We start from the raw sequence: 23,097 nt of genomic DNA, 5'->3' as shown, positions 1-23,097 counted from the left end.
CCAACCTTCCCCCCGTTCCCCCGGTTCAATCTCGTGCCGCACGGCAAGACCGCCGCCGCTTCATGGCCTCGATGGCCGCCATGGCCGGCGTGGTGTCGCTCAACCTGCAGGAGGCGTCCGCGCAGGAGGCCAAGGGCACGCCGCGCCGTGGCGGCACGCTCATCGTGGGCCTGAGCGGCGAGCCTTCGGTGTTCGACCCGAACCGCCAGTTCAGCTACGAAACCTACCGCATCGACCTGCACATCTACGAGTCGCTGGTGGCCGAGGACCTGAGCCGCCCCTTCAAGGAAGGCCCGCCCGACATCGTGCCCGCGCTGGCCGAGAGCTGGCAGGTGAGCCCCGACGCGAAGACCTTCACCTTCAAGCTGCGCAAGGGCGTGAAGTTTCACGACGGCACCGACTTCGACGCCGAGGCCGTGCGCTTCAACGTGCGCCGCTTCACCGACTCGGCCTTCGAGTTCTACGACGTGCGCTCCAACGCCAGCATGAAGCCGGTGTACGGCGGGCTGAAGGAAATCAAGGTGATCGACGCGTACACCGTGCAGTACGTGTTCGAGCATCCGTTCATCGACTTCCTGCGCCTGCTGCCGCAGGGCAACTTCGTCTCGGGCGTGTTCAGCCCCGCGGCGCTGAAGAAGCACGGGCAAGACGGCCTGGCCGAGCACCCCACGGGCACCGGCCCCTACCGCTTCGTTTCGCGCGTGCGCAACGAGAAGACCGAGCTGGTGCGTAACGACACCTACTGGGGCGCGCAGCCGCACCTGGACAAGCTCATTTTCCGCCCCATCAACGACGACGCCACGCGGCTGTCGGCGCTGCGCTCGGGGCAGCTCGACATCCTGAGCAAGATTCCGGCGGACGGCGTGGAGGGGCTGCGCAAGTCGGGCTTCACCATCCACGACAGCCCGGGCGCCAACCAGCTCTTCCTGAGCTGGTACTTCGGCAACAAGTTCGCCAAGGACAAGGCGGTGCGCCAGGCCTTCGTGAAGGCCATCGACCGCGAGGGCCTGGTGAAGTCGCTCTACAAGGGGCTGGCCTTTCCGTCGTACAGCATCTTCAACTGGGGCAGCACCGCCTACGACCCGAAGCAGAAAGACTTCGCCTACGACCCGCAGGGCGCGCGGAAGCTGCTGGCCGACGCGGGCTACAAGGAAGGGGAGATCGAGTTCTCGATCATCACGTACACCCTGCAGCAGCCCGTGATCGAGTGGATACAGCGCGACCTGGCCAAGGTGGGCATCAAGATCAACATCATCTCGCTCGAATGGCTCACCTACGCCAGCAAGCTGGCCACGCCGGCACCGGAAACGGCGCTGTTCACGATGGAGTGGGGCTTCATCACCCCGTACTGGCTCAAGCTGGCCTACCAGACCTACATCGTCGCGCGCGGCAACGGCGAGAAGGTGGTCGACCCGGCGCTGGGGCCGGCGGTGGCCGAGGCCGCCGCGCAGGTGAGCGAGGCGCGCGCCATCGAGGCCTGGAAAAAAGCAAATGCCATCGCGCAGCGCGACGCCGCCTTCGTGCCGCTGCTGTCGCCCACGGTGAACTTCGTCAGCGGCAAGAAGGTGAAGGGCTTCAACGTGCCGCTGCAGAACTTCTACGACCTGAGCAAGGTCTGGCTCGAGAAGTAGGCCCGCCATGATCCTGCGCGCCATCGCCAGCCGGCTGCTCCAGGCGATACCGGTCTTTCTCGCCATCTCGGTGCTGGTGTTCTTCATCTCGCACCTGGGCGGCGGTGACGCCGTCACCAACGCGCTGGCCGGCATTCTTCCGCAGGATGCGATCGACGCCATCCGGCGCGAGTACGGGCTCGACCGGCCGGTGCACGTGCAGTACCTGCTGTGGCTGCAGCACCTGTTCGCCGGCGACTGGGGCCTGTCGCTCACGCTGCGCGTGCCGGTGTTCGAGGTGCTGGGCAAGGCCTTCGTCAACACGCTGGTGCTGACGGCGGCGGCGGTGGCCATCTGCCTGGTCACGGGCGTGTCGGTCGGCGTGCTGGCCGGGCTGAAGCGCGGCTCGCTGGTCGACGGGCTCACCATGCTGGTCATTCAGCTGGGCCACAACCTGCCGGTGTTCTGGTCGGGGCTGGTGCTGATCTGGCTCTTCGCGGTCAAGCTCGAGTGGCTGCCCGCCTCGGGCATGTACGACATGCGCGGCGACCAGGAGTTCAGCGACCTGCTCGCGCACCTGGTGCTGCCGGCGTTCTCGGCGGCCATCGTTTCGATACTGATCCTGGCGCAGCTGGTGCGCGCGTCGGTCATCGAGATCGTGGGCTCGGACTACATCCGCACCTTTCGCTCGCAGGGCTTCTCGCGCGGCACGCTGCTGCGCCGGCACCTGGGGCGCAACCTGCTGAGCCCGGTGGTGAACATCACCGGGCTGCAGATCGGCTACTTGCTCAGCGGCGTGATCTTCGTGGAGAACGTGTTCGCGTGGCCGGGCATCGGCACCCACCTGTACAACGCGGCCGCGGGCAAGGACTACCCGATGACGCAGGCCGGCGTGATGCTCATCACAGGCTGCTACCTGGTGGTGAACCTGGCGACCGACGTGATCCTGGACCTGCTCAATCCGCGCCTGCGGGCGTGACTGTCTCCTTCATAGCCCTATGTCGCCTCCCACCCCTGTCATCGACGCGCTGCCGGTCGGGCTTCCTGCGGCGGAGCCCGTGCCCACCGCGCTTCAGCGCCATGGCAACACCCGCTGGCAACGCCTGAAGGCCAACAGGCTGGCGCTCGCGAGCCTGGGCTTCATCGCCTTCGCGCTGCTGGTGTCGCTGTTCGCGCCGTGGATCGCGCCCTACGACCCCAACGCCGCCACCGACCCCTCGCTGCGGCTCGCGCCGCCCGGCACGCCCGGCCATTGGCTGGGGCTGGACGGGCAGGGGCGCGACCTGCTGAGCCGGCTGGTCTGGGGCGGGCGCGAATCGCTGCTGTCCACCATTGCGCCGGTGTTCGTCGCGGTGCTGCTGAGCCTGGCGCTCGGGCTGTATGCGGGCTACACGCGGGGGCGCGGGTCGGCGCTGGTCATGCGGGTGGTCGACATCCTGTTCGCGTTCCCGATGGTGCTGCTGGCCATCGGGCTGGCCACGGCGCTGGGGCCGGGCTTCAAGACCGTTGCGCTCACCATCGTGTTCTCGGCCACGCCGTACCTCACGCGCGTGGTGTATGCCGGCGTGCGCGCCGAGCGCGACAAGGAGTACGTGGAGGCAGCGCGCGCGCTGGGTGCGCGAACGCCCACGGTGCTGTTCGCCGAGATACTGCCCAACGTGGCGACCGCCGCCGTGGTGTACGGCACCACGCTGGTGGGCAGCATGATCGTTTTTCTGTCGGGCCTGAGCTTTCTCGGGCTGGGCACGCAGCCGCCCACGGCCGACTGGGGCCGCATGGTGAGCGAGGGCGCGCAGGTGCTGGTGCTCGACGCGGCCCATGTGGCGACGGTGCCCGCGCTGGCCATCGTGAGCGTGGCGCTGGCTTTCAACTGGCTGGGCAACGGGTTGCGCGATGTGCTCGACCCCAGGGATTGACAGGAACATAGGCACCGCATGAGCTTGCTTTCCATCGAGAACCTCGACATCGAGTTCACCACCGGCGGGCGCACCGAGCCCGCCGTGAAGGGCGTGAGCCTGTCGATTGCGCCGGGCGACATCGTGGCGCTGGTCGGCGAGTCGGGCTCGGGCAAGAGCGTGACCGCCGCCGCGGTGCTGGGCCTGTTGCCGTCGCGCATCGCACGAGCCCGCGGACGCATCGTGTTCGACGGGCGCGACCTGCTCGGGCTGTCGGAGCCGCAGCTGAACGCGGTGCGCGGGCAGGGCATCGGCATCGTGTTCCAGAACTCGCTGACCTCGCTGGACCCGTCGTTCCGCGTGGGCGACCAGCTGCTGGAATGCGCGAGGCACCGCCGCAAGCTCAAGCCCGTGCAGGCGCGTGAACTGGTGGCGACCTGGCTGGAGCGCGTGGGCATTGGCGATGCGGCGCGCGTGATGCGCTCGTACCCGCACGAGCTCAGCGGTGGCATGCGCCAGCGCGTGATGATCGCCATCGCGGCCATGGCCAACCCCCGCCTGCTGATTGCCGACGAGCCCACCACCGCGCTGGACGCGACCATCCAGAAGCAGATACTTGCGCTGCTCAAGGACATCAACCAGCGCTACGGCACGGCCATTCTTCTCATCACGCACGACTTCGGCGTGGTGTCGTACCTGAGCCATCGCGTGGCCGTGATGCGCGCCGGCCAGATCGTGGAGCAGGGCGCCACGCAGCAGGTGTTGCGCGCGCCGGCGCATGCGTACACGCGGCAGCTGATTCACGCGGTGCCCGAAATCGGCGAGCGGCTGGCCAACCCGTCGCCTTCGCGTCGGCTGGGCGTGGAGGCGAAGGCGGGAACCACGGCAACGGGAGCCGTGCCGCCAGCAAACGACAAGGAGATTGCGCCGGTGCTGCTCGAAGTGAGCGACCTGTCGAAGACCTTCGTGATCGACCAGAGCCTGTTCGACCGGCGCGGCAAGGCCGTGCATGCGGTGCAGGACGTGAGCATGCAGGTGCGGCGCGGCGAAATCTTCGGGCTCATCGGCGAATCGGGCTCGGGCAAGTCCACGCTCGCGCGGCTGGTGGCGCAGCTGCTGCCCGCCACGTCGGGCACGGTGCGCTTCGGCGGGCTGGACACGCAGGGGCTCGAAGGCGAGGCGCTGACTGCTTTCAGGCGCCGGCTGCAGTTCGTGTTCCAGGACAGCAGCGCGTCGCTGAACCCACGCCGCAGCATCGCAAGCCAGCTGATGGACCCGGCGCTGCGCCTTGGCGTGGCGCAAGACCGGGGCGAGGCGCGGCAACTGGCCGTCGAAGCGCTGGAGCGCGTGGGGCTGCCGGCGCGCTACCTCGAGCGCTATCCGCACGAGTTCTCGGGCGGGCAGCGCCAGCGCATCGGCATTGCGCGCGCGCTGATCGTGAAGCCCGAGTTCGTGATCCTCGACGAGCCCACCTCGGCGCTGGACGTCTCGATACAGGCGCAGATACTGAACCTGCTGCTCGACCTGCGCCAACAGCTCGACCTGACCTACCTGTTCATCGGCCACAACCTGCCCGTGATCGAGTTCCTGTGCGACCGCGTGGCCGTGATGGCGCAGGGCCGCGTGGTCGAGACCTTCGACGCGGGCGACCTGTACACCAACGCCGCGCACCCGGTGACGCGCAAGCTGCTGGACTCGGTGCTGCCGGTGCATTCGGCGCGGTCCCCATCCTCGGGACATTCAGGACATCCGGGACAAGATGCCGCGCTGTACGAAGCCCTGGCCGCATGAAAATGCGCGCATGCAAAACGACACGCCCCCCATGACGCCCCCCGCCCATTCGACCGTGCTCACCGACACGCCCGAAGACGCCGCGCGCGCGGCCATCGTTCGCGGCCTGCTCGCATACAACCACGGCAAGACCGGCATCTCGGACCAACGGCCGCTGGCCGTGCTGGTCCACGACGAAGGCGGCGCCGTCGTCGGCGGCCTGTGGGGCCGCACGGCCTACGGCTGGCTCTTCACCGAACTGCTCTTCGTGCCCGACAGCCTGCGCGGCAGCGGCCTGGGCCGCTCGCTGCTGCTGCAGGCCGAAGCCGAGGCGGCGGCGCGCGGCTGCCACGGGGCATGGCTGGACACCTTCGCCTTCCAGGCGCGGCCGTTCTACGAACGCCTGGGCTACGAGTGCTTCGGTGAGATCGGCGACTACCCGCGCGGCTCGTCGCGCTTCTTCATGAAGAAGGCGCTCTCGCCGGCCAGCGTCGGCTGAACCGCTGGCGGGGTCGTCGTGCATGCCGGCTTCAACGATTTCCGCATCAGCAAATGCGGGAACCGTCTAAGGCCGGAGCCCAGAATGGACCGATCAAGATCCCTTCTGACACCATGACCGCTTCCCCACGGCAAATGCACCTCGGCGCCTTCTTCTTCGGCGTCGGCCACCACCTGGCCGCGTGGCGGCACCCCGACGTGGACGCGGGCGCGGCCAGCAGCATCGACGCGCTGAAAGAGTGGACGCGCATTGCCGAGGCCGCCAAGTTCGACGCCGTGTTCTTCGCCGACAACGTCGGCCTGCCCGGCCCGCCCGACGAGGTGGTCGCGAAGAACGCGCTGTGGTATCCGCTCGATCCGCTCATCACGCTGGCGGCGCTGTCGCAATCGACCACGCACATCGGGCTGGTGGCCACGGTGTCGTCCACCTACCTGCCGCCTTACCACCTGGCGCGCAAGTACGCCTCGCTCGACCAGGTGAGCGGCGGGCGCAGCGGCTGGAACCTGGTGACCTCGGGCAGCGACTTCGAGGCGCGCAGCTTCGGCCTGCCGCAGCAGCTCGCGCATGCGCACCGCTATGCGCGCGCCCACGAGTACGTGAAGATCGTCAAGGGCCTGTGGGACACCTGGGAGGACGATGCCTTCGTGCACGACAAGGCGGCCAACCGCTTCTTCGACCCGCGCAAGCTGCACCGCGTGGCGCACGAGGGCGAGCACTTCACCGTGCACGGCGGCCTGCAGACGCCGCGCGCGCCGCAGGGCTACCCGGTGCTGGTGCAGGCCGGCTCCTCGGGCGACGGGCAAGACCTGGCCGCCGCCACCGCCGAGGTGGTGTTCACCGCGCAGCAGACGCCCGAAGATGCGCGCGCTTTCTACAACGCGCTGAAGGGCCGCCTGGCCGCCTACGGCCGCACGCCCGACCAGGTGAAGGTGTTGCCCGGCATCTCGCCCTTCGTCGGGCGCAGCCAGCAGGAGGCGCAGGAAAAGTTCGAGCAGCTGCAAGGGCTGATCGACCCGGTGCTGGGCGTGGGGCTGCTGTCGACCTTCCTGGGCAACGTCGACCTGTCGGGCTATTCGGTGGACGACCCGTTCCCGCAGGACCTGCCCGTGACCGAAGGCTGGAAAAGCCGGCAGGTGCTGTTCAGCGAGATGGCGCGGCGCGACAACCTGTCGATTCGCCAGCTCTATGAAAAGGTGGCGGGCGCGCGCGGCCACTGGACGCTGGTCGGCACGCCGGAGACCATCGCCGACCAGCTGGAGCACTGGTTCACCACCGGCGCGGCCGACGGCTTCAACGTGCTGGCGCCGACACTGCCGCACGGCCTGAAAGACTTCGCGCAGCTGGTCATTCCCGAGCTGCAGCGCCGCGGGCTGTTTCGCACCGAGTACACCGGCCGCACGCTGCGCGAGCACCTGGGGCTGGCGCGGCCGGCGCACCCGTCGGCGGCCCGCCAGGGCTGACGTTCGAGTCTGAAGCTCAGGCCTCCAGCGCCAGCACCGCGAAGCTGGCCAGCCAGTGTTCGCCCATGTAGGCGCCCGCCACGTGGGGCAGCCCTTGCACGAGGTGCTCGTCGGCCGCCTGCCGCGCGACCGCGTGTCGTGCGTCGCCTTCGGGCAGTGCCGAGGAAATGCCGCGCCAGCACCAGGCGCGGCTGAGGTTCAGGCCGTCGAGGTGCGCGATCTTGCCGTCGGTGCGATCGGACACCGTCGCCGGGCGGAACAAGGTGGCGGGCTCGTGCGCGGCGATGCGGGGCAGGAAGCGGTCGAGCCAGGGCGCGTACTCGGCGGCCGGCAGCAGGCGGCGCATGCACTCGGCCTCGATGAGCGCGGACGACAGAAAATCGTCGCCGCTTGGCTCGCCCCAGGCCGGGCAATCGGTGTCGGCGCCGTACCAGCGGCGGGCGGTGCTGGTGAGCAGCTCCGACAGCGCGTCGTCCGAGCTCGCTTGCGCATAGTCGGCGGCCATGCGCAGGCCGAAGGCGGTGTTGAAGTGCGTTCCCACGCGCACGGGGTAGACCGACAACGGCAGGAACTCGCGGTAGCGCTGCGCGAAGACCTCGGCCAGCGGCGCCAGCGTGTCGGCCCAGCGCGCGTCGGGGTGCTGCGCCAGTTCGGAAGCCAGCTTCAGCAGCCAGCCCCAGCCGTAGGGGCGCTTGAAGCCACGCGCCGTGGGCTGTGCCAGGTACGTGCATTCGGCCGCGACCTTGTCGTGCACGAAGTGCGTGTCGAACAGGCGCTCGATGCGCGCGGCGGGTGCCATGCCCGGAAAGCGCCGCAGCAGGTACGCCAGCATCCAGTAGCCGTGCACGCACGAGTGCCAGTCGTAGCTGCCGTAGAACACAGGGTGCAGCTCGCTGGGCGTGCGCGCGTCGGCGGGGCCGGCCAGCACGTGGTCGGGCTTGTTGGGGTACTCGCGGGTGACGTGGCCGAGCGCGATGTCGGCGAAGCGGGCGCCAAGGTCGGGGGTGAGGTCGGGGGTGAGGGTGTGTCGCATGAGGGCTTTCAGTCGATGCGGTGAAGCGTGCGAGCCATGGTTGTCGCGGCTCGCCATGCTGCACGAAGTCGCGCGAACGCACTGGCTCGGGGGCTCTTTTGCGCTGCAGCGCAGCATGCGAAAGCTGCGGGATTCCACCAAGCCCGCACGCCCGGCAGCGCCGCATACTGGCCCGACAGCCACTCGCCGCGCCCCTTTCGGGTTCCAGGCGACAGCCAGGAGACACGCGTTGCAGCGAACCAATATCGCCAACCCGACCTATTTCCACAAGGTCGTCGATTGTCAGTACGCCTGCCCGGCGCACACCCCCGTTCCCGAGTACATCCGCATGATCGCGCAGCGCCGCTACAGCGACGCCTACATGATCAACTGGGCCTCCAACGTGTTCCCCGGCATCCTCGGGCGCACCTGCGACCGCCCCTGCGAGCCGGCCTGCCGGCGCGGGCGGGTGGAAGAGGGCAACACCGGCGTGCCCGAGCCGGTGGCCATCTGCAGGCTCAAGCGCGTGGCCGCCGACATGAAGGACGACGTGCATGCCCGCATGCCCAGGCCCGAGGCGCGCAATGGCAAGCGCGTGGCCTGCGTGGGCGCGGGCCCCGCGTCGCTCACGGTCGCGCGCGACCTGGCGCCGCTGGGCTACGAGATGACGGTGTTCGACGCCGAGGCCAAGGCCGGCGGCTTCATTCGCACGCAGATCCCGCGCTTCAGGTTGCCCGAATCGGTGATCGACGAGGAGACCGGCTACGTGCTCGACCTGGGTGTGGAGTTTCGCGGTGGCGAGCGCATCGACTCCATGAAGGCGCTGATGGCGCAGGACTGGGACGCGATCTTCGTCGGCTGCGGCGCGCCGCGCGGGCGCGACCTGGACATCGAGGGGCGGCATGAAGCGGCGGCGCAGATCCACATCGGCATCGACTGGCTCAACTCGGTCTCCTTCGGCCACGTGAGCAGCATCGGCCGGCGCGTGATCGTGCTGGGCGGCGGCAACACGGCCATGGACTGCTGCCGCTCCGCGCGCCGCCTTGGCGGCACCGACGTGAAGGTCATCGTGCGCAGCGGCTTCGCCGAAATGAAGGCCTCGCCCTGGGAGAAGGAAGACGCGCAGCACGAGGGCATTCCGATCATCGATTTCCACGTGCCCAAGGCCTTCGTGCACGAAGACGGCAAGCTCGTGGGCATGCGCTTCGAGCGCGTGCGCGCCGAGTTCGACGACCGCGGCCGCCGCACGCTGGTGCCCACCGGCGAGCCCGAGGCGTACTTCGAATGCGACGAGGTGCTGGTGGCCGTGGGCCAGGAAAACGCGTTTCCGTGGATCGAGCGCGACTGCGGCATCGGCTTCGACAAGTCGGGCCTGCCGACGGTGGACGCGAGCACCTTCCAGTCGACGGTGCCGCGCGTGTTCTTCGGCGGCGACGCGGCTTTCGGCCCGAAGAACATCATCACGGCGGTGGCGCACGGCCACGAGGCCGCGGTGTCCATCGACAAGCTGCTGCGCGACGAGCCGGTGGCCGTTCGCCCGCCGCCCATGACCAACCTGGTGTCGCAGAAGATGGGCATCCACGAGTGGAGCTACGACAACGACACCTCGAACGACCTGCGCTACAAGGTGCCGTGGGCCAAGGCCGAGACGGCGCTGGCGAGCATTCGCGTGGAGGTGGAGCTGGGCTTCGACGCCGCCACCGCCTTCAAGGAGGCCGAGCGCTGCCTGAACTGCGACGTGCAGACGGTGTTCGTCGAGACCGCCTGCATCGAATGCGACGCCTGCGTGGACATCTGCCCGATGGACTGCATCAACTTCATCGAGAACGCCGACGAGGCCGAGTTGCGGCCGCGCCTGAAGGCGCCGGCCTTGAACCTGACGCAGGAGCTGTACGTGTCGGGCGGGCTCAAGATGGGCCGCGTGATGGTGAAGGACGAAGACGTGTGCCTGCACTGCGGCCTGTGCGCCGAGCGTTGCCCGACGGGGGCGTGGGACATGCAGAAGTTCCTGCTGAAGATGACGCCCGCGGGCGCGGAGCAGGGAGTGGCGGCATGAGGTCCCCGTCTTGCTCCCTCTCCCCTCGGGGAGAGGGTTGGGGTGAGGGCAGGGGCCTGTGCAAGCGCGCCGCCTCTGCCACCGCCGTCGGCCCTCACCCCCGCCCTCTCCCCAAGGGGAGAGGGAGCCATACAAGCACGGAGATGGCCGCATGAACGTCCCGCAGATCGAAGCCGTCAACGATTTCGTCATCAAGTTCGCCAACGTCAACGGCTCGGGCTCTGCCTCGGCCAACGAGCTGTTCGCCAAGGCCATCCTGCGCATGGGCGTGCCGGTGAGCCCGCGCAACATCTTCCCGAGCAACATCCAGGGCCTGCCGACCTGGTACGAGGTGCGCGTGACCGAAGAAGGCCACCTGGGCCGGCGCGGCGGCACCGACATGATGGTGGCGATGAACCCGCAGACCTGGGACGCCGACGTGGCCGAGCTGGAGCCCGGCGGCTACCTGTTCTACGACAGCACGCGGCCGCTGCCACCGTCGAAGTTTCGCGACGACATCCGCGTGATCGGCATGCCGCTCACCGAGATCTGCAACGCCGTCTACCAGGACCCGCGACAGCGCCAGCTCTTCAAGAACATCGTGTACGTGGGGGCGCTGGCCATCCTGCTGGGCATCGAGCCGGAGGTGGTCGAGAAGCTGTTCGGCGAGCAATACAAGGGCAAGGAAAAGCTGTTGGCCTCCAACGTGCGCGCGCTGCACCTGGGCTGCGACTTCGCGCGCGAGAACCTGCGAGAGCCGGTGGGGCTGCGGGTGCGCCGCGCCGACCGCGTGGGCGAGCGCATCTTCGTGGACGGCAACAGCGCCGCGGCGCTGGGCTGCGTGTATGGCGGCGCCACGGTGGCGGCGTGGTACCCGATCACGCCGTCGTCTTCTGTGGCCGAGGCCTTCCAGAAGTACTGCACGCAATTTCGCGTGGACCCGGCCACGGGCCAGCACCGCTTTGCCATCGTGCAGGCCGAAGACGAGCTCGCCTCCATCGGCATGGTGGTGGGCGCGGGCTGGAACGGCGCGCGCGCGTTCACCGCCACGTCGGGGCCGGGCATTTCGCTGATGGCGGAGTTCATCGGGCTGGCCTACTTCGCGGAGATTCCCATCACGCTGATCAACGTGCAGCGCGGCGGGCCCTCCACCGGCATGCCGACGCGCACGCAGCAGGCCGACATCCTGGCGTGCGCGTATGCGTCGCATGGCGACACCAAGCACGTGCTGCTGTTTCCGCAGGACCCGCACGAATGCTTCGAGCACGCGGCCGCGTCGCTGGACCTGGCCGACCGGCTGCAGACGCCCGTCTTCCTGATGACCGACCTGGACATCGGCATGAACCAGCGCCTGTGCGAGCCCTTCGCGTGGGACGACAGCCAGGCCTACGACCGCGGCAAGGTCATGAGCGCCGACGAGCTGGAGGCGGGCCGCGACTTCGGCCGCTACAAGGACGTTGACGGCGACGGCGTTCCGTGGCGCACGCTGCCGGGCACGCACCCGAGCAAGGGCAGCTACTTCACGCGCGGCACCACGCGCGACGCCTATGCCCGGTATTCGGAGCGCGGGCCCGACTACATCTACAACATGGAGCGGCTGCTGAAAAAGTTCGAGACCGCCGCCACGCTGGTGCCGCAACCGGTGCTGCGGCCCGCACCCGGGAAAACCACGCTGGGCGTGATCTATTTCGGCTCGACCAGCCCGTCGATGCACGAGGCGCTGCAGGCGCTGGAAGCACGCGGCATCCACCTCGACGCGCTGCGGCTGCGTGCCTTTCCGTTCCCCAAGAGCGTGGCGCAGTTCCTGGCGGCGCACGAGAAGGTGTTTGTGGTCGAGCAGAACCGCGACGCGCAGATGCGCAGCCTGCTGGTCAACGAGCTGGACGTGGACCCGGCGCGGCTGGTGCGGGTGCTGCACTTCGACGGCACGCCCATCACGGCGCGCTTCATCGTGCAGGCGATCAGCGCGAACCTGCAGTCCAGCCCCCAGGCGCATGCCGATGCGAAGGAGCCCGCATGACCTACCTCGCCAAGCCGCGCCTGCGCCACCCGACGCTGAGCACCAACAAGGTCGGCTACACGCGGCGCGACTACGAAGGCAAGATTTCCACGCTGTGCGCCGGCTGCGGGCACGACTCCATTTCCGCGGCCATCATCGAGGCCTGCTGGGAGCTGGACATCGAGCCGCACCGCGTGGCCAAGCTGTCGGGCATCGGCTGCAGCTCGAAGACGCCCGACTACTTCCTGGGCGCGTCGCACGGCTTCAACACCGTGCACGGCCGCATGCCCAGCGTGCTCACGGGCGCCAACCTGGCCAACCGCGACCTGCTGTACCTGGGCGTCTCGGGCGACGGCGACTCGGCCTCCATCGGCCTGGGCCAGTTCGCCCACGCCATGCGCCGCGGCGTGCGCATGGCCTACATCGTGGAGAACAACGGGGTGTACGGCCTCACCAAGGGCCAGTTCTCGGCCACGGCCGACCAGGGCTCCAAGAGCAAGAAGGGCGTGGTCAACACCGACAGCCCGGTCGACCTGGTGGCCATGGCGCTGCAGCTGGGCGCGAGCTACGTGGGCCGGGGCTTTTCGGGCAACAAGGCGCAGCTGGTGCCGCTCATCAAGGGCGCCATCAGCCACGGCGGGGCGGCCTTCATCGACGTGATCAGCCCTTGCGTGGCCTTCAACAACCACCCCGGCAGCACCAAGAGCTACGACTACATCCGCGAGCACAACGAGGCGGTGAGCCGCATCGACTTCATCGGCGGGCGCGACGAGATCGCGGTGGACATCGAGCCGGGCGAGGTGATGGACGTGCGCCAGCACGACGGCACGCTGCTGCGCCTGCGCAGCCTGCACCCCGACTACAACCCCGGCGACCGCTATGCCGCCATGGCCTACATGCAGCGGCACCACGAAATGGGCGAGGTGGTGACGGGCCTGCTCTACGTCGACCCGCTGGCCACCGACCTGCACACCGCGCTGAACACCTGCGACAAGCCGCTCAACGCGCTCGACGCCGCCCAGCTCTGCCCGGGCGCGAAGGCGCTCGAACGGCTCAACACCGCCTTGCGCTGAACGCCGGGCGGCGGCACCATTCACGCTACTTTCCGGAGGGCGCACCATGGCCGAGCGCACCGTATTCCAGTCCGTCTCGCGGGCCCACGTGGTCAGCCTGGGCCCGCAGGCCAGCGTGCGCGACGCCGCCTGCGTGATGACGCGCGCCAACTGCGGCAGCGTGCTCGTCATGGAACTGCCCGACACGCTGCTGGGCATCCTGACCGAGCGCGACCTCATGACCCGCGTGCTGGCGCGGGGCCTGGACCCCGACCGCACGCCGGTGAGCGAGGTGATGACGCCCAACCCGATCTGCGTGCCGCCCGAAACGCTGGTGTCCGACGCGGTGGCGCTGATGCTGGAGCGGGGCTTCAGGCATTTGCCGCTCACGGCGGGAACGAAGATATTGGGCGTGTTCTCGGTGCGCGACGCGCTGCCGCGCGAGATCGGCGCGGCGGTGAGCCTGAGCGAGTTTCGCGAGCAGGTGAACGACGCGCTGGGGTAGGGCGGCAAGGCGATTCTTCAGGCGCTGGAAGCAGGCACTGCGGTGGCGTCGGGCCATCTATGCCTGTTCTCCTACTCGGCGATCCTGCGCGGCGGCGCACGATCGTTTCATTGCAACGATTTCAGTGCGGAAAAGAACATGCTGACTTTGGAAGCCGAGCGGGTTCTCGCCTATTTCCGGCAGGAGTACTGGCCCAACGAAGAGCGGTCGGCCAACGCGCTGCAACTCCACAGGAGCGTGGTGGCCTGCCGCGACGGCATCCAGGAGCTGATGGCGGCCGGCATGCTGACCGAGTCGCTGGACAAGTCGTTCTTCCGGCTCACGGACAAGGGCGTGGACGCATTGGCGCTGTCCGATGCGAAGCTCTGAACGAGCCTGAAACCTTCAAGGGCGGAGCGACCCGATGGCGTCGTGCAGCGCGCGGTAGGCGCTTGCCAATTCGTCGAGCGAGAACGAGCGATTGAGCCCGCTCGGGTTGGGCAGGATCCACGTCTCGATGCCCGCGAAGCGTTCCTGCTGCAGGCCCCACGCGACCTGCTTGTAGCCCATCATGCCTGCGTAGGCCGCTTTGCCGAGAAACGCGAGGCGGCGCGGTTTGAACGCCATCATCTTTTGAATGAACTCGCTGGCTGCGGCGGCGAATTCGTGCGGTGCCACTTGGCTTGCGCGCGCGGTGCCACGAGCGACCACGGTCGTCAGTCCGCATCCCTGGGCCAGCAGAAGACTGCCCTGCTCGGGTGTCATCGGTTGCGAAGTGAAGCCAGCGAGGTGCAGCACGCGCCAGAAACGATTGCCCCGCCCATCGAAATGGTGGCCTGAAGCGGCCGCGCGCTGGCCGGGGTTGATGCCGCAGAACACGACCTCCAGGCCGGGCGCGAGAAGGTCGGGCAAGCCACCCGGGGTGGCGTTGGAAAGGGTGGCGTCGTGCGGCATGCGAATGGAGTGTGCAGCGGGTGCGCTGCACGGCCGCGCAAGTTTCGGCCTGCGCGACGCTGCGCGCGCAGCCGGGATGGTGCGTTCGCGGCCAGGTTGCAGCGGTTTCAGGCCACCGCGGCGTGTGCAGGCAACAGGTCACGGGCGACGAAAACGGCCAGTCCTAGAATGTCCGGCCGCTCCGATCAATCCTCAAGCACGGTCTTCGCCGCAACGAAAAAAGCTGGAAACATGAAGCTCGTGATCGTCGTGTTCGACGGGGTGCAGGCACTGGACATCGCCGGCCCGATGGACGTGTTCGCCGAGGCCAACAACTACCTGGCGCCGCACCAGCAGTACGAGATCACGCTCGTCGGCCTGCACGCCGGCAACGTGCGCTGTGCCAACGGCATGGAGCTCAAGGTCGACACCGACTACCTGCACTACGAAGAACAGCCCGACCTGTTGCTGGTGGCAGGTGGCCCCAGGCTGCCGGAGGTGCAGGCCTACGCGCCGCGCTTTCTGGAATGGCTGGGCGCGAAGGCGATGCTCTCGCAGCGCTTCGGCTCCGTGTGCAACGGCGCGTTCACCCTCGGCCACGCGGGCTTGCTGAACGGCAAGGAGGTGACGGCGCATTGGCACGATGTGGACCGGCTGGTTGCGCAGTTTCCGCGGGCGCGTGTGCGGCCCGACAAGATCTTCGTGCGCGACGGCAAGCTGTTCACCTCGGCCGGTGTCGCCGCCGGCATGGACCTGTGCCTGGCGCTGGTGACCGAAGACTGGGGCCACGAGATGGCGCTGCGCATCGCGAAGCGGTTGATCGTGTACATCCGCCGCGACGGCGGGCAGTCGCAATACAGCCCCTACCTGGCGGTGGGCCCGAAGGAAGAGACCATCGTGGCCAAGGTGCTGCGCCACGTGACGGACCACATCGACGAGCAGCTCTCCATCGACCAGCTGGCCGACGCCGTGGGCGTGAGCCGTCGCACCTTTTCGCGCGTGTTCGCCAAGCACGCGAACATGACGCCTTCGGCCTTCGTGGACCAGGTGCGGCTGGAGTTCTGCCGCAAGCTGCTGGAAGAAACCGACCTGCCGTTGAAGACGGTGGCGTTTCGCTGCGGGTTTCACAGTGCGAGCCACATGCGGACCATCTTCGCGAAACGGCTCGACACGAGTCCGCGGGAGTACCGGGCGCGTTTCAAGGGAGCGCAGCCCGTGGCGCAGGCACATGATGCGGCGCTGGAACTGGCCTGAAAGCGGTGGTGATTGGCGCAAACGCCGCCGCTTTGCAAGCGGCTGAACGCGCCCCCGAACCTAGACTTTGAACGTCGCTCCCGCTAACGAAAAGAGCGGCGCAACGACGGAATTTCTCCAATGACGCGAGCGCTGCATTCGCAGCGCGTTGGCGGAGCTTTTCCTCCAACCAGGAGCACGTATCAACACCACGCAAACGCTGAGCCCGGCGGGTCACCCGCGGCAGGCATCCATCCAGTACCTTCCCGTCAACCTGTTCGCTTCGGTCATGGGCATCTCGGGCCTGGCCACGGCGTGGCGACAAGCCAGCCACCAGTTCGGCGCGAGCCCGCTCATCGACGCCGCGATCGGCTGCGTTGCGGTAGCGCTCTTCGCGTTGCTCTGCGTGGCCTATGCCGCGAAGGCGGTGCGCTACCCGCAGGCCGTGCGCAACGAGTTCATGCACCCCATTGCAGGCAACTTCTTCGGCACCGCGACCATCGCGACGCTGCTGGTGTCGTCAGTGGTGGCGCCGGTGAGCGCGCGGGCGTCGGAGCTGCTCTGGAGCGTGGGCGCGGCGGCGACGATTGCGCTGGCCTTCACGATCGTCAGCCGCCTGTTGCGCGGCAAGGTCGATGCGGGCCATGCGGTGCCGGCCTGGCTCATTCCGGGCGTGGCCACGCTGGACATCACGGTGGCCGGCAGCACGATGCCGATGGCCTGGGCCAGGGAACTCAACCTGTTCTCGATGGCGGTCGGCACGATGGTGGCGCTGGTGTTCTTCACGATGATCGTGTCGCGCCTCATCCATCACCACGAAAAGCTCGCGAACGAGATGGTGCCGTCGCTGATGATCTTGATGGCGCCGTTCGAAGTCGGCTTTCTCGCGTACACGAGCTTCTTCCAGCGCGTCGACGCCTTCGCGGCGATGCTTTTCTACTTCGGGCTCTTCGTTTTCCTGGCGCTGGTCTTCAAGGTGTTCAAGCGCAGCGTGCCCTTCGCGGCCGGGTGGTGGGCGCTGAGCTTTCCGATTGCGGCGCTCGCCAATGCCGCATTGCGCTATTCGGAGCACGCTGGCAGCGCGGTGGTGACTGCGCTGGCGGTGGCGTTGCTGGCGTTCCTGAGCGGGCTGATCGCGGTGCTGCTGTTTCGCACGTTGCGGCTTTTTGCGAGCGGCAAGCTGCTTGCGCCGCGGTGAGTTCGCTTCGCTTTTTTACACGCGATAAGTTGATGAACATGTCTGAAGAACTGTCCGCGAATTCCGCTGAGGCCGACGCACTCGCCCAGGAACACGCTGCCGCGTTGATCGCGCAATGGGAACAGGTCGGCAACTGCAGTTGCCTGGACCAGGTCGAAGCCGCCGGGGCGAGTCGCCCAGTGGAGGCCGTTGCCGAATGAAAGGGCCTGCGAAGTTGATGGCCTTTCATTAACAAATGAGAAGCAATCTCATTTGATGTAAGATTCGCTCATCGAAAGGCGCAGCGGTTTTCCTTGCTCCTTTCATCGATTTCATCGTGGGGCGACCCGAGACCTTCAAACGTCTCCAAGGTCGTTTTTTGCTAGCCATCGGTTCTCCGGCCAGCCATGCATTTTTTCCACGAGCCTCCCCCGGCTTTCTCTCGTCCCTCTTTTTTCTTCTGCCTCCCCGACGCATGGAGCACGCCGACAAACTCAAGCACACGGGCCTGAAGGCCACGCTTCCGCGGATGAAGGTGCTGGAGCTGTTCGAGCACAGCGACCGGCGCCACCTCTCGGCCGAAGACGTGTACCGGCAGTTGCTGACGCTGGACCTCGACATGGGGCTGGCCACCGTCTACCGCGTGCTGGCGCAGTTCGAGCAAGCGGGGCTGCTGAAGAAGAGCCAGCTCGGCGCGGGCAGGGCGGTGTACGAGCTTAACGACGGAGAACAGCACCACGGCCACCTGGTCTCGCTGGTCGACGGTGCGGTGCACGAGTTCTTCGATCCGCGCATCGAGGAGCGCCTTGCGGCCATCGCGATAGAGAAGGGCTTCGACCTCGACGACTACGTGGTGACGGTGTTCGGCCGGCCACGGCGCTGAAGAGCGCGCGACCCTCTCGTCTTTCAGCGCTTCAGCGCTTCATCCGGGCAATGACCCGGCGTGGATGCGCGGCGGCAACTGCACCACCAGGTAGTCGATCAGGCTGCGCACCGCCGGCAGCATGCCCCTGGGCGGCGGATACACCAGGTGCAGCATGTGCCCCTCGGCGGCCCACTCGGGCAGCACCTGCTCGAGCCGCCCGTCTTGCAGCGCAGCCGCGACGACGGGTTCGGGCAAGAAGGCAACGCCAATGCCGTGCACCGCGGCCTCGAACAGCACGCTGAAATCGCTGGTCACCAAACGAGGGTGCACCTTGGCGGTGTCCGCCTGCCCCGCGCGGCGCTTCAGATGCCAGTGCGCGCTGCCGTCCTGCCGGTCATGCATGTCGTGCACGTGGCTGATCACGTCGATGTCGCCCAGCGCTGCCAGTTGCTGCGGCCGGCCGTGCGCGGCCACGAAGGCGGGGCTCGCGACCAGGATGAGCCGCGCCGTGCCCAGCGACTGCGCGACCATGCCCGGCTCGGGATCGTTGCGCGGGCGGCCCCGCAGCGCGAGGTCGAAGCGCTCCTCGATCAGGTTGACCGTGCGGTCGGTCGCTTCCACCAGCACCTTCACCTTGGGGTGGCGCGCCAGGTAGCCCGGCAGCACGGGCGCGAGGTAGCTCTGCGCCATCACCACGGGGCACGACAGGCGCACGGTGCCCGAGGGCTCCTTCTGCAGTTCGGCGACGCTGTCGTAGGCGGCCTCCGCGCTTTCGACCGCCGCGAGGCAGCGCGCGTAGAAGCGCTCGCCCGCCTCGGTCAGCGCGATGGACCGGGTGGAGCGCTGCAGCAGCCGCAGCCCCACGCGCTGCTCCAACTCGGCCACGCGCCGGCTCAGCCGGGTCTTCTCGACGCCGGTGGCGCGCGCCGCCGCGGTGAAGCCGTTGTTCTGGACCACGGAGGCGAAGAAGTAGAGATCGTTGAGGTCGTGCATTGCGGGTGATTGGTGCTCTACAGCACCAGTCCTTGGCGATTCGGCCATCTTATCAATCAATTGGTGCGGCTATAGAGTCCTGCTACAGCACGGAGACCGCCATGAACTCGCCCCATTCGCCACCCGCAAAACCTGCATCGCCCGACCCGGCGCTGCTGCTCATCATCTTCCTGCTGACCTTCCTGGAGTTCCTGCAGACCGGAATGATCGCTTTCGGCGCGGGCCCGATCATGGGAGAAATCGGCGCCTCGCCCGAGGAGTTCAGCCTCGCCACGGTGGTCTATGCGTGCGTGGCGGTGTCGACCATTTCCAAGCAGCGCTGGCTGGTGGAGCGCCTGGGCTGGCGCAACTTCGTGCTCCTGTCTTTGGGGCTGTTCGTGCTGGGCGGCGCCATCTGCGGCACCAGCGGCTCGTACCCGCAGTTCCTGGCCGGCCGCGCCGTGATGGGGCTGGGCGGTGCTGCCTTCATGACGACGGGCCGCGTACTGGTGAACCTGATTGCGCCGGGCCCGAAGCGCTTCACTGGCATCCGCTACTTCGCGACGGGGCTTGCCGCGGGCATTGCGTTTGCGCCGGCGCTGGCGTCGTTCGCGGTGTCGCACGGCCATTGGCACGGCATCTTCGCGATGTTGATCGTCGCGGCCCTGGTCGCGGCGGTGCTGGCGGCGCTGTGCCTGCCCACCGAACTGGTGCCGGCGCAGTTGCGCAGCCAGAGCCATCCCTTGGTCTTCATGGGCCTGGCCAGCGGCAGCTTCCTGCTGCTCTATGTGCTGCAGCGCAGCCAGTACGACTTTTTCAGCGACGCGACGATGCTCACCGCCGGGCTCGGCTGCGGCGCGCTCGCGCTGTATTACTTCTTCAGATCGCTGCGCCGGCATGAGCGGCCGCTACTCGCGCTGAAGGCGCTTCGGCATCCGCGCTACATCGGCGGCGTGGCGGTGTTCACGCTGTGCTACGTGCTGTTGGGCGCCAACAACTTCATGCTGCCGGTGCTGATGCAACGCACGCTCGGCTATTCATGGGAAACGGTGGGGCAGGTCCAGTCGCTCGGCCTGTCCTCGGCGCTCGCGGCGTGGATGCTGATGTCGTGGGCGATGCCGCGCTGGCCGGGCGCGAAGAAGTTCCTGGTGTCGGGTTTCGTGGCGCTGGCGATGTTCGGCGTGCAGCTCTCGCGCATCGACGCGGACGTGTCGCTGTGGGCCAGCGTGCTGCCCGCGCTGGCCTGCAACGGCGTCTTCCTGATCTTCGTGATGGCGACCACGGCGATGCATGCCTTTCGCGATGTGCAGCAGGACGAGTCGGTGCTCTCGCACGCGCAGCAACTGAAGAACATGACCGCGCAGTTCGGCACGGCGCTGGGCACCGCGGCCGCCACCTTGCTGCTGCAGTGGCGCAGCACGGCGCACTACAGCGTGCTCAACAACCGCTTCGCGACGGGGGATTCGGTGTACACGCAGACGCTGCACGACCTGAGCCAGTTGCTGGCATCGCGCGGCGCAGGTCCGCAGTCGGACGCGATGGCCGCGGCGTCGCTGGCGCAGGTGCTGGGGCAGAACGCGACGCTGCTTGCGTGCCTGGATTACTTCGCGGTCATTGCCGTGGTGGGGGTGCTGGGTGCGCTGGCGATGGGTTCGCAGCGGTTGATGAAGTAGGGCCAGAAAAAGGGCGGAAGCAAGGACGTGTCGAAGGGGCATTGGCACGACACAGTTAGGCAACAATTATGATGAGAATGCTTGTTATTAACATTCTCGTCCGAAGTGGGCGCCATGGGGAATGCGCGCCGAACACGGTGCGCTTCCCGGCCGCCGCACTCCGTATTTCTCACCCGGCTCACCTAGCTCAGCCGGGTTTTGTTTGCCTTTTTCTGTTCGCCTTTCCCCACCCATGCCTTCGTCGACTGCATTTTCGTCCCGCGCAGAATTCCGTTTCACGCCCACCCCGCTCGCACGCCTCGCGCGCCAATGCCTGGGGGCCTCGCTCGTCCTCGCCGCCGCCGGTGCGGCTGCGCAAACCGCCTCTGCGCCAGGCCAGCTGCAGGAAGTCACCGTGTCCGACCAGGCCGAGGCCATCGGCGGGTTGCAGAAGACGTATTCGGGCGGGCAGTTCGCGCGCGGCGGCAGCCTCGGCATCCTGGGCATCACCGACCTGATGAACGTGCCCTTCAGCACGACCAACTACACCTCCGAGCTCATCGACAACCAGCAGGCGCTGAGCGTGGCCGACGTGGTGATGAACGACGCGTCGGTGCGCCCGCTGACCTCGCGCGGCGGCTTCGGCGACGACTTCCAGATCCGCGGCTTCACCGTGCCCAACTCCGACATCGGCATGAACGGCCTGTTCGGCCTGTCGCCCACCACGCGCATTCCGCTGGAGATGATCGAGCGCGTCGAAGTGCTCAAGGGCCCGGGCGCGCTGGCCAACGGCGTCGGTCCCACGGGCAGCGTGGGCGGCAGCATCAACGTGGTGACCAAGCGCGCGGCCGACGTGCCGCTCACGCGCCTGACCACCACCTACATGAGCCGCGCCCAGTTCGGTACGCACCTGGACGTGGGCCGGCGCTTCGGCAAGGAGAACGAGTGGGGCGTGCGCGTGAACGGCGTGCTGCGCAACGGCGAAGGCAACATCGACAACGGCAAGCAGAAGCTCGGGCTGGCCACCCTGGGGCTCGACTACCTGGGCACGCGCCTGCGCTGGTCGCTGGACGCCTTCGCCAGCAAGGGCGACACACGCGAGTTCCGTCCGCAGACCAGCTTTGCCGCGGGCATCACGGAAATTCCGGAGCCGCCTTCGGCACGGCTGAACTTCTATCCGGGCACGCAGCTGAAGGACAACGTCAAGACGACCATCTCGCGCGTCGAGTACGACATCAGCGACACCACCATGGCATACGGCAGCGTGGGCTACACCGACCAGGACTACCAGCAGACCTTCCCGAGCGGCCGGCCGAACTCGCTGGGCAACTTCAACGTGTCGAACGCCTACTACGACTACTACGGCAAGACCACCGCTGCAGACGCCGGCCTGCGCACCCGCTTCAAGACCGGCAGCGTGGGCCACACGCTGGCGCTGGGCGTGAACCTGCTGAGCCAGGAGACGGGCTTCTTCTACGCGACCTCGCCGCGCACCAACCCGTCCAGCCTGTACAACCCTGCGCCGCTGCCGGCGGTGACGGCGCTTCGCACGCCCGCGACCAAGGCCGGCGAGCTCAGGCAGACCAGCGTGGTGCTGGCCGACACGCTGTCTTTCGCCAACGACCGGCTGCTGGTCACGCTGGGCCTGCGCGACCAGACCATGGAGCAGGAGGCGTTCTCGCAGACCACCGGCGCATCGACCAGCCGCTACAAGGCCAGCGCCGTCACGCCGCTGGCGGGGGTGGTGTTCAAGGTGGCGAACAACGTCTCGCTGTACGGCAACTACACCGCCGGCCTCACGCGCGGCGGCACGGCCGGCCCGGGCACGGCCAACGTCGGCGAGACCTTCGCGCCGCAGAAGTCGAAGCAGTACGAAGCGGGCGTGAAGGTCGACTGGGGCCAGCTCACCACGCAGGCCGCCGTGTACCAGATCACCCGGCCCAACAGCCTCACCGACCCGGCCACGCTGGTCTACAGCTTCGGTGGCGAGCAGCGCAACCGAGGGCTCGAGCTGACGGCCTACGGCGAAATCCACAAGGGCCTGCGCCTGATGGCCAGCGCCGCCTTCAACGACGCCACGCTCACCCGCACCGCCGGCGGCGTGAACCAGGGCAACGACGCCACCGGCGTGCCCAAGCGCACCTTCAACCTCGGGCTCGACTGGGACACGCCCTGGGTGCCGGGCCTGAGCCTGAACGGCCGCGTGATCAACACCTCGTCGGTGTACGCCGACGCCGCCAACCGGCTGAGCGTGCCTTCGTGGACGCGCCTGGACATCGGCGCGCGCTATGCCACCAAGGTGGCGAACAAGGCCGTGACCTTCCGCGCCAACCTGGAGAACGTGTTCGACAAGAACTACTGGGTGACCAGCACCTACGTCACCGTGGGCGCGCCGCGCACGCTGATGCTCTCGGCCTCGATCGACTTCTGAAACCCTTCCGACACAAGA

20 protein-coding genes are annotated in these 23,097 nt (G+C 67.8%); 17 read left to right on the top strand and 3 right to left on the bottom strand.

The genetic code is table 11. The features are described from left to right. The first annotated feature begins 62 nt into the window (after positions 1-62). The 6 genes from QTI51_RS21280 to QTI51_RS21255 all read left to right on the top strand — a co-directional run bounded on the left by QTI51_RS21280 (position 63) and on the right by QTI51_RS21255 (position 7,234). Positions 63-1,631, top strand: a complete 1,569-nt coding sequence (locus QTI51_RS21280) for an ABC transporter substrate-binding protein (RefSeq protein ID WP_286515614.1) — start codon at positions 63-65, stop codon at positions 1,629-1,631. Between the two features lie 7 nt (positions 1,632-1,638). After that, positions 1,639-2,589, top strand: a complete 951-nt coding sequence (locus tag QTI51_RS21275) for an ABC transporter permease (protein WP_286515612.1) — start codon at positions 1,639-1,641, stop codon at positions 2,587-2,589. Between the two features lie 19 nt (positions 2,590-2,608). Beyond that, positions 2,609-3,526: an ABC transporter permease gene (locus QTI51_RS21270; RefSeq protein WP_286515610.1), complete on the top strand. Its 918-nt coding sequence runs from the start codon at positions 2,609-2,611 to the stop codon at positions 3,524-3,526. An 18-nt stretch (positions 3,527-3,544) separates the two neighbouring features. Continuing rightward, positions 3,545-5,296, top strand: a complete 1,752-nt coding sequence (locus QTI51_RS21265; RefSeq protein WP_286515609.1) for a dipeptide ABC transporter ATP-binding protein — start codon at positions 3,545-3,547, stop codon at positions 5,294-5,296. A 31-nt stretch (positions 5,297-5,327) separates the two neighbouring features. Further along, entirely contained in the window at positions 5,328-5,774 is a 447-nt protein-coding gene (locus tag QTI51_RS21260; protein ID WP_286515608.1) for a GNAT family N-acetyltransferase, read from the top strand. 113 nt (positions 5,775-5,887) lie between these two features. Then, complete coding sequence (locus QTI51_RS21255) at positions 5,888-7,234, top strand: LLM class flavin-dependent oxidoreductase (protein ID WP_286515606.1); 1,347 nt, start codon at positions 5,888-5,890, stop codon at positions 7,232-7,234. 16 nt (positions 7,235-7,250) lie between these two features. Here QTI51_RS21255 and QTI51_RS21250 read toward each other — a convergent pair whose 3' ends face one another. Next, a complete protein-coding gene (locus tag QTI51_RS21250) occupies positions 7,251-8,267 on the bottom strand; it encodes a DUF2891 domain-containing protein (RefSeq protein WP_286515605.1) in 1,017 nt (338 codons plus the stop codon). 229 nt (positions 8,268-8,496) lie between these two features. On the opposite strand from QTI51_RS21250, the gene QTI51_RS21245 reads away from it, so the two are divergent. The 5 genes from QTI51_RS21245 (at position 8,497) to QTI51_RS21225 (ending at position 14,206) form a co-directional block, all read left to right on the top strand. Continuing rightward, the gene (locus QTI51_RS21245) at positions 8,497-10,302 is read left to right on the top strand and encodes an FAD-dependent oxidoreductase (RefSeq protein WP_286515604.1); all 1,806 of its coding nucleotides are present in this window, start codon (positions 8,497-8,499) and stop codon (positions 10,300-10,302) included. Positions 10,303-10,453: 151 nt separating this feature from the next. Then, positions 10,454-12,301, top strand: coding sequence for a 2-oxoacid:acceptor oxidoreductase subunit alpha (locus QTI51_RS21240; RefSeq protein WP_286515602.1), 1,848 nt, complete (start codon positions 10,454-10,456; stop codon positions 12,299-12,301). Next, entirely contained in the window at positions 12,298-13,353 is a 1,056-nt protein-coding gene (locus tag QTI51_RS21235) for a 2-oxoacid:ferredoxin oxidoreductase subunit beta (RefSeq protein WP_116913634.1), read from the top strand. Before QTI51_RS21240 ends, QTI51_RS21235 begins: the two co-directional genes overlap by 4 nt. Positions 13,354-13,399: 46 nt before the next feature. Next, on the top strand, positions 13,400-13,837 hold the full coding sequence (locus QTI51_RS21230; RefSeq protein WP_116913635.1) for a CBS domain-containing protein: 438 nt from the start codon (positions 13,400-13,402) through the stop codon (positions 13,835-13,837). 138 nt (positions 13,838-13,975) lie between these two features. Beyond that, positions 13,976-14,206, top strand: coding sequence for a hypothetical protein (locus tag QTI51_RS21225; RefSeq protein WP_286515600.1), 231 nt, complete (start codon positions 13,976-13,978; stop codon positions 14,204-14,206). A gap of 15 nt (positions 14,207-14,221) precedes the next feature. Here the strand turns inward: QTI51_RS21225 and mug are convergent, their stop codons facing one another. After that, positions 14,222-14,770: a G/U mismatch-specific DNA glycosylase gene (gene mug, locus QTI51_RS21220; RefSeq protein WP_286515598.1), complete on the bottom strand. Its 549-nt coding sequence runs from the start codon at positions 14,768-14,770 to the stop codon at positions 14,222-14,224. Positions 14,771-15,001: 231 nt separating this feature from the next. Here mug and QTI51_RS21215 point away from each other — a divergent pair, with 231 nt between their 5' ends. The 4 genes from QTI51_RS21215 (at position 15,002) to QTI51_RS21200 (ending at position 18,042) form a co-directional block, all read left to right on the top strand. Then, positions 15,002-16,003, top strand: coding sequence for a GlxA family transcriptional regulator (locus QTI51_RS21215; protein WP_286515596.1), 1,002 nt, complete (start codon positions 15,002-15,004; stop codon positions 16,001-16,003). A 181-nt stretch (positions 16,004-16,184) separates the two neighbouring features. Then, complete coding sequence (locus tag QTI51_RS21210) at positions 16,185-17,180, top strand: SLAC1 anion channel family protein (protein WP_286515742.1); 996 nt, start codon at positions 16,185-16,187, stop codon at positions 17,178-17,180. A gap of 38 nt (positions 17,181-17,218) precedes the next feature. Beyond that, a complete protein-coding gene (locus QTI51_RS21205) occupies positions 17,219-17,380 on the top strand; it encodes a hypothetical protein (RefSeq protein ID WP_286515592.1) in 162 nt (53 codons plus the stop codon). 254 nt (positions 17,381-17,634) lie between these two features. After that, positions 17,635-18,042 carry a ferric uptake regulation protein gene (locus QTI51_RS21200; RefSeq protein WP_116913639.1) on the top strand — a complete coding sequence of 136 codons (408 nt, stop codon included), beginning with the start codon at positions 17,635-17,637 and terminating at the stop codon, positions 18,040-18,042. Positions 18,043-18,081: 39 nt separating this feature from the next. On the opposite strand, the gene QTI51_RS21195 is transcribed toward QTI51_RS21200, so the two are convergent. After that, on the bottom strand, positions 18,082-19,017 hold the full coding sequence (locus QTI51_RS21195) for a LysR family transcriptional regulator (protein ID WP_286515591.1): 936 nt from the start codon (positions 19,015-19,017) through the stop codon (positions 18,082-18,084). A 101-nt stretch (positions 19,018-19,118) separates the two neighbouring features. Here QTI51_RS21195 and QTI51_RS21190 point away from each other — a divergent pair, with 101 nt between their 5' ends. Continuing rightward, entirely contained in the window at positions 19,119-20,669 is a 1,551-nt protein-coding gene (locus tag QTI51_RS21190; RefSeq protein ID WP_286515590.1) for an MFS transporter, read from the top strand. Between the two features lie 232 nt (positions 20,670-20,901). Further along, positions 20,902-23,079, top strand: a complete 2,178-nt coding sequence (locus QTI51_RS21185; protein ID WP_503011530.1) for a TonB-dependent receptor — start codon at positions 20,902-20,904, stop codon at positions 23,077-23,079. Positions 23,080-23,097: the final 18 nt, after the last annotated feature.

This window comes from Variovorax sp. J22G73, from assembly GCF_030317035.1.
Lineage (GTDB): Bacteria > Pseudomonadota > Gammaproteobacteria > Burkholderiales > Burkholderiaceae_C > Variovorax.
This window is presented reverse-complemented; position numbering and strand designations above follow the sequence as displayed.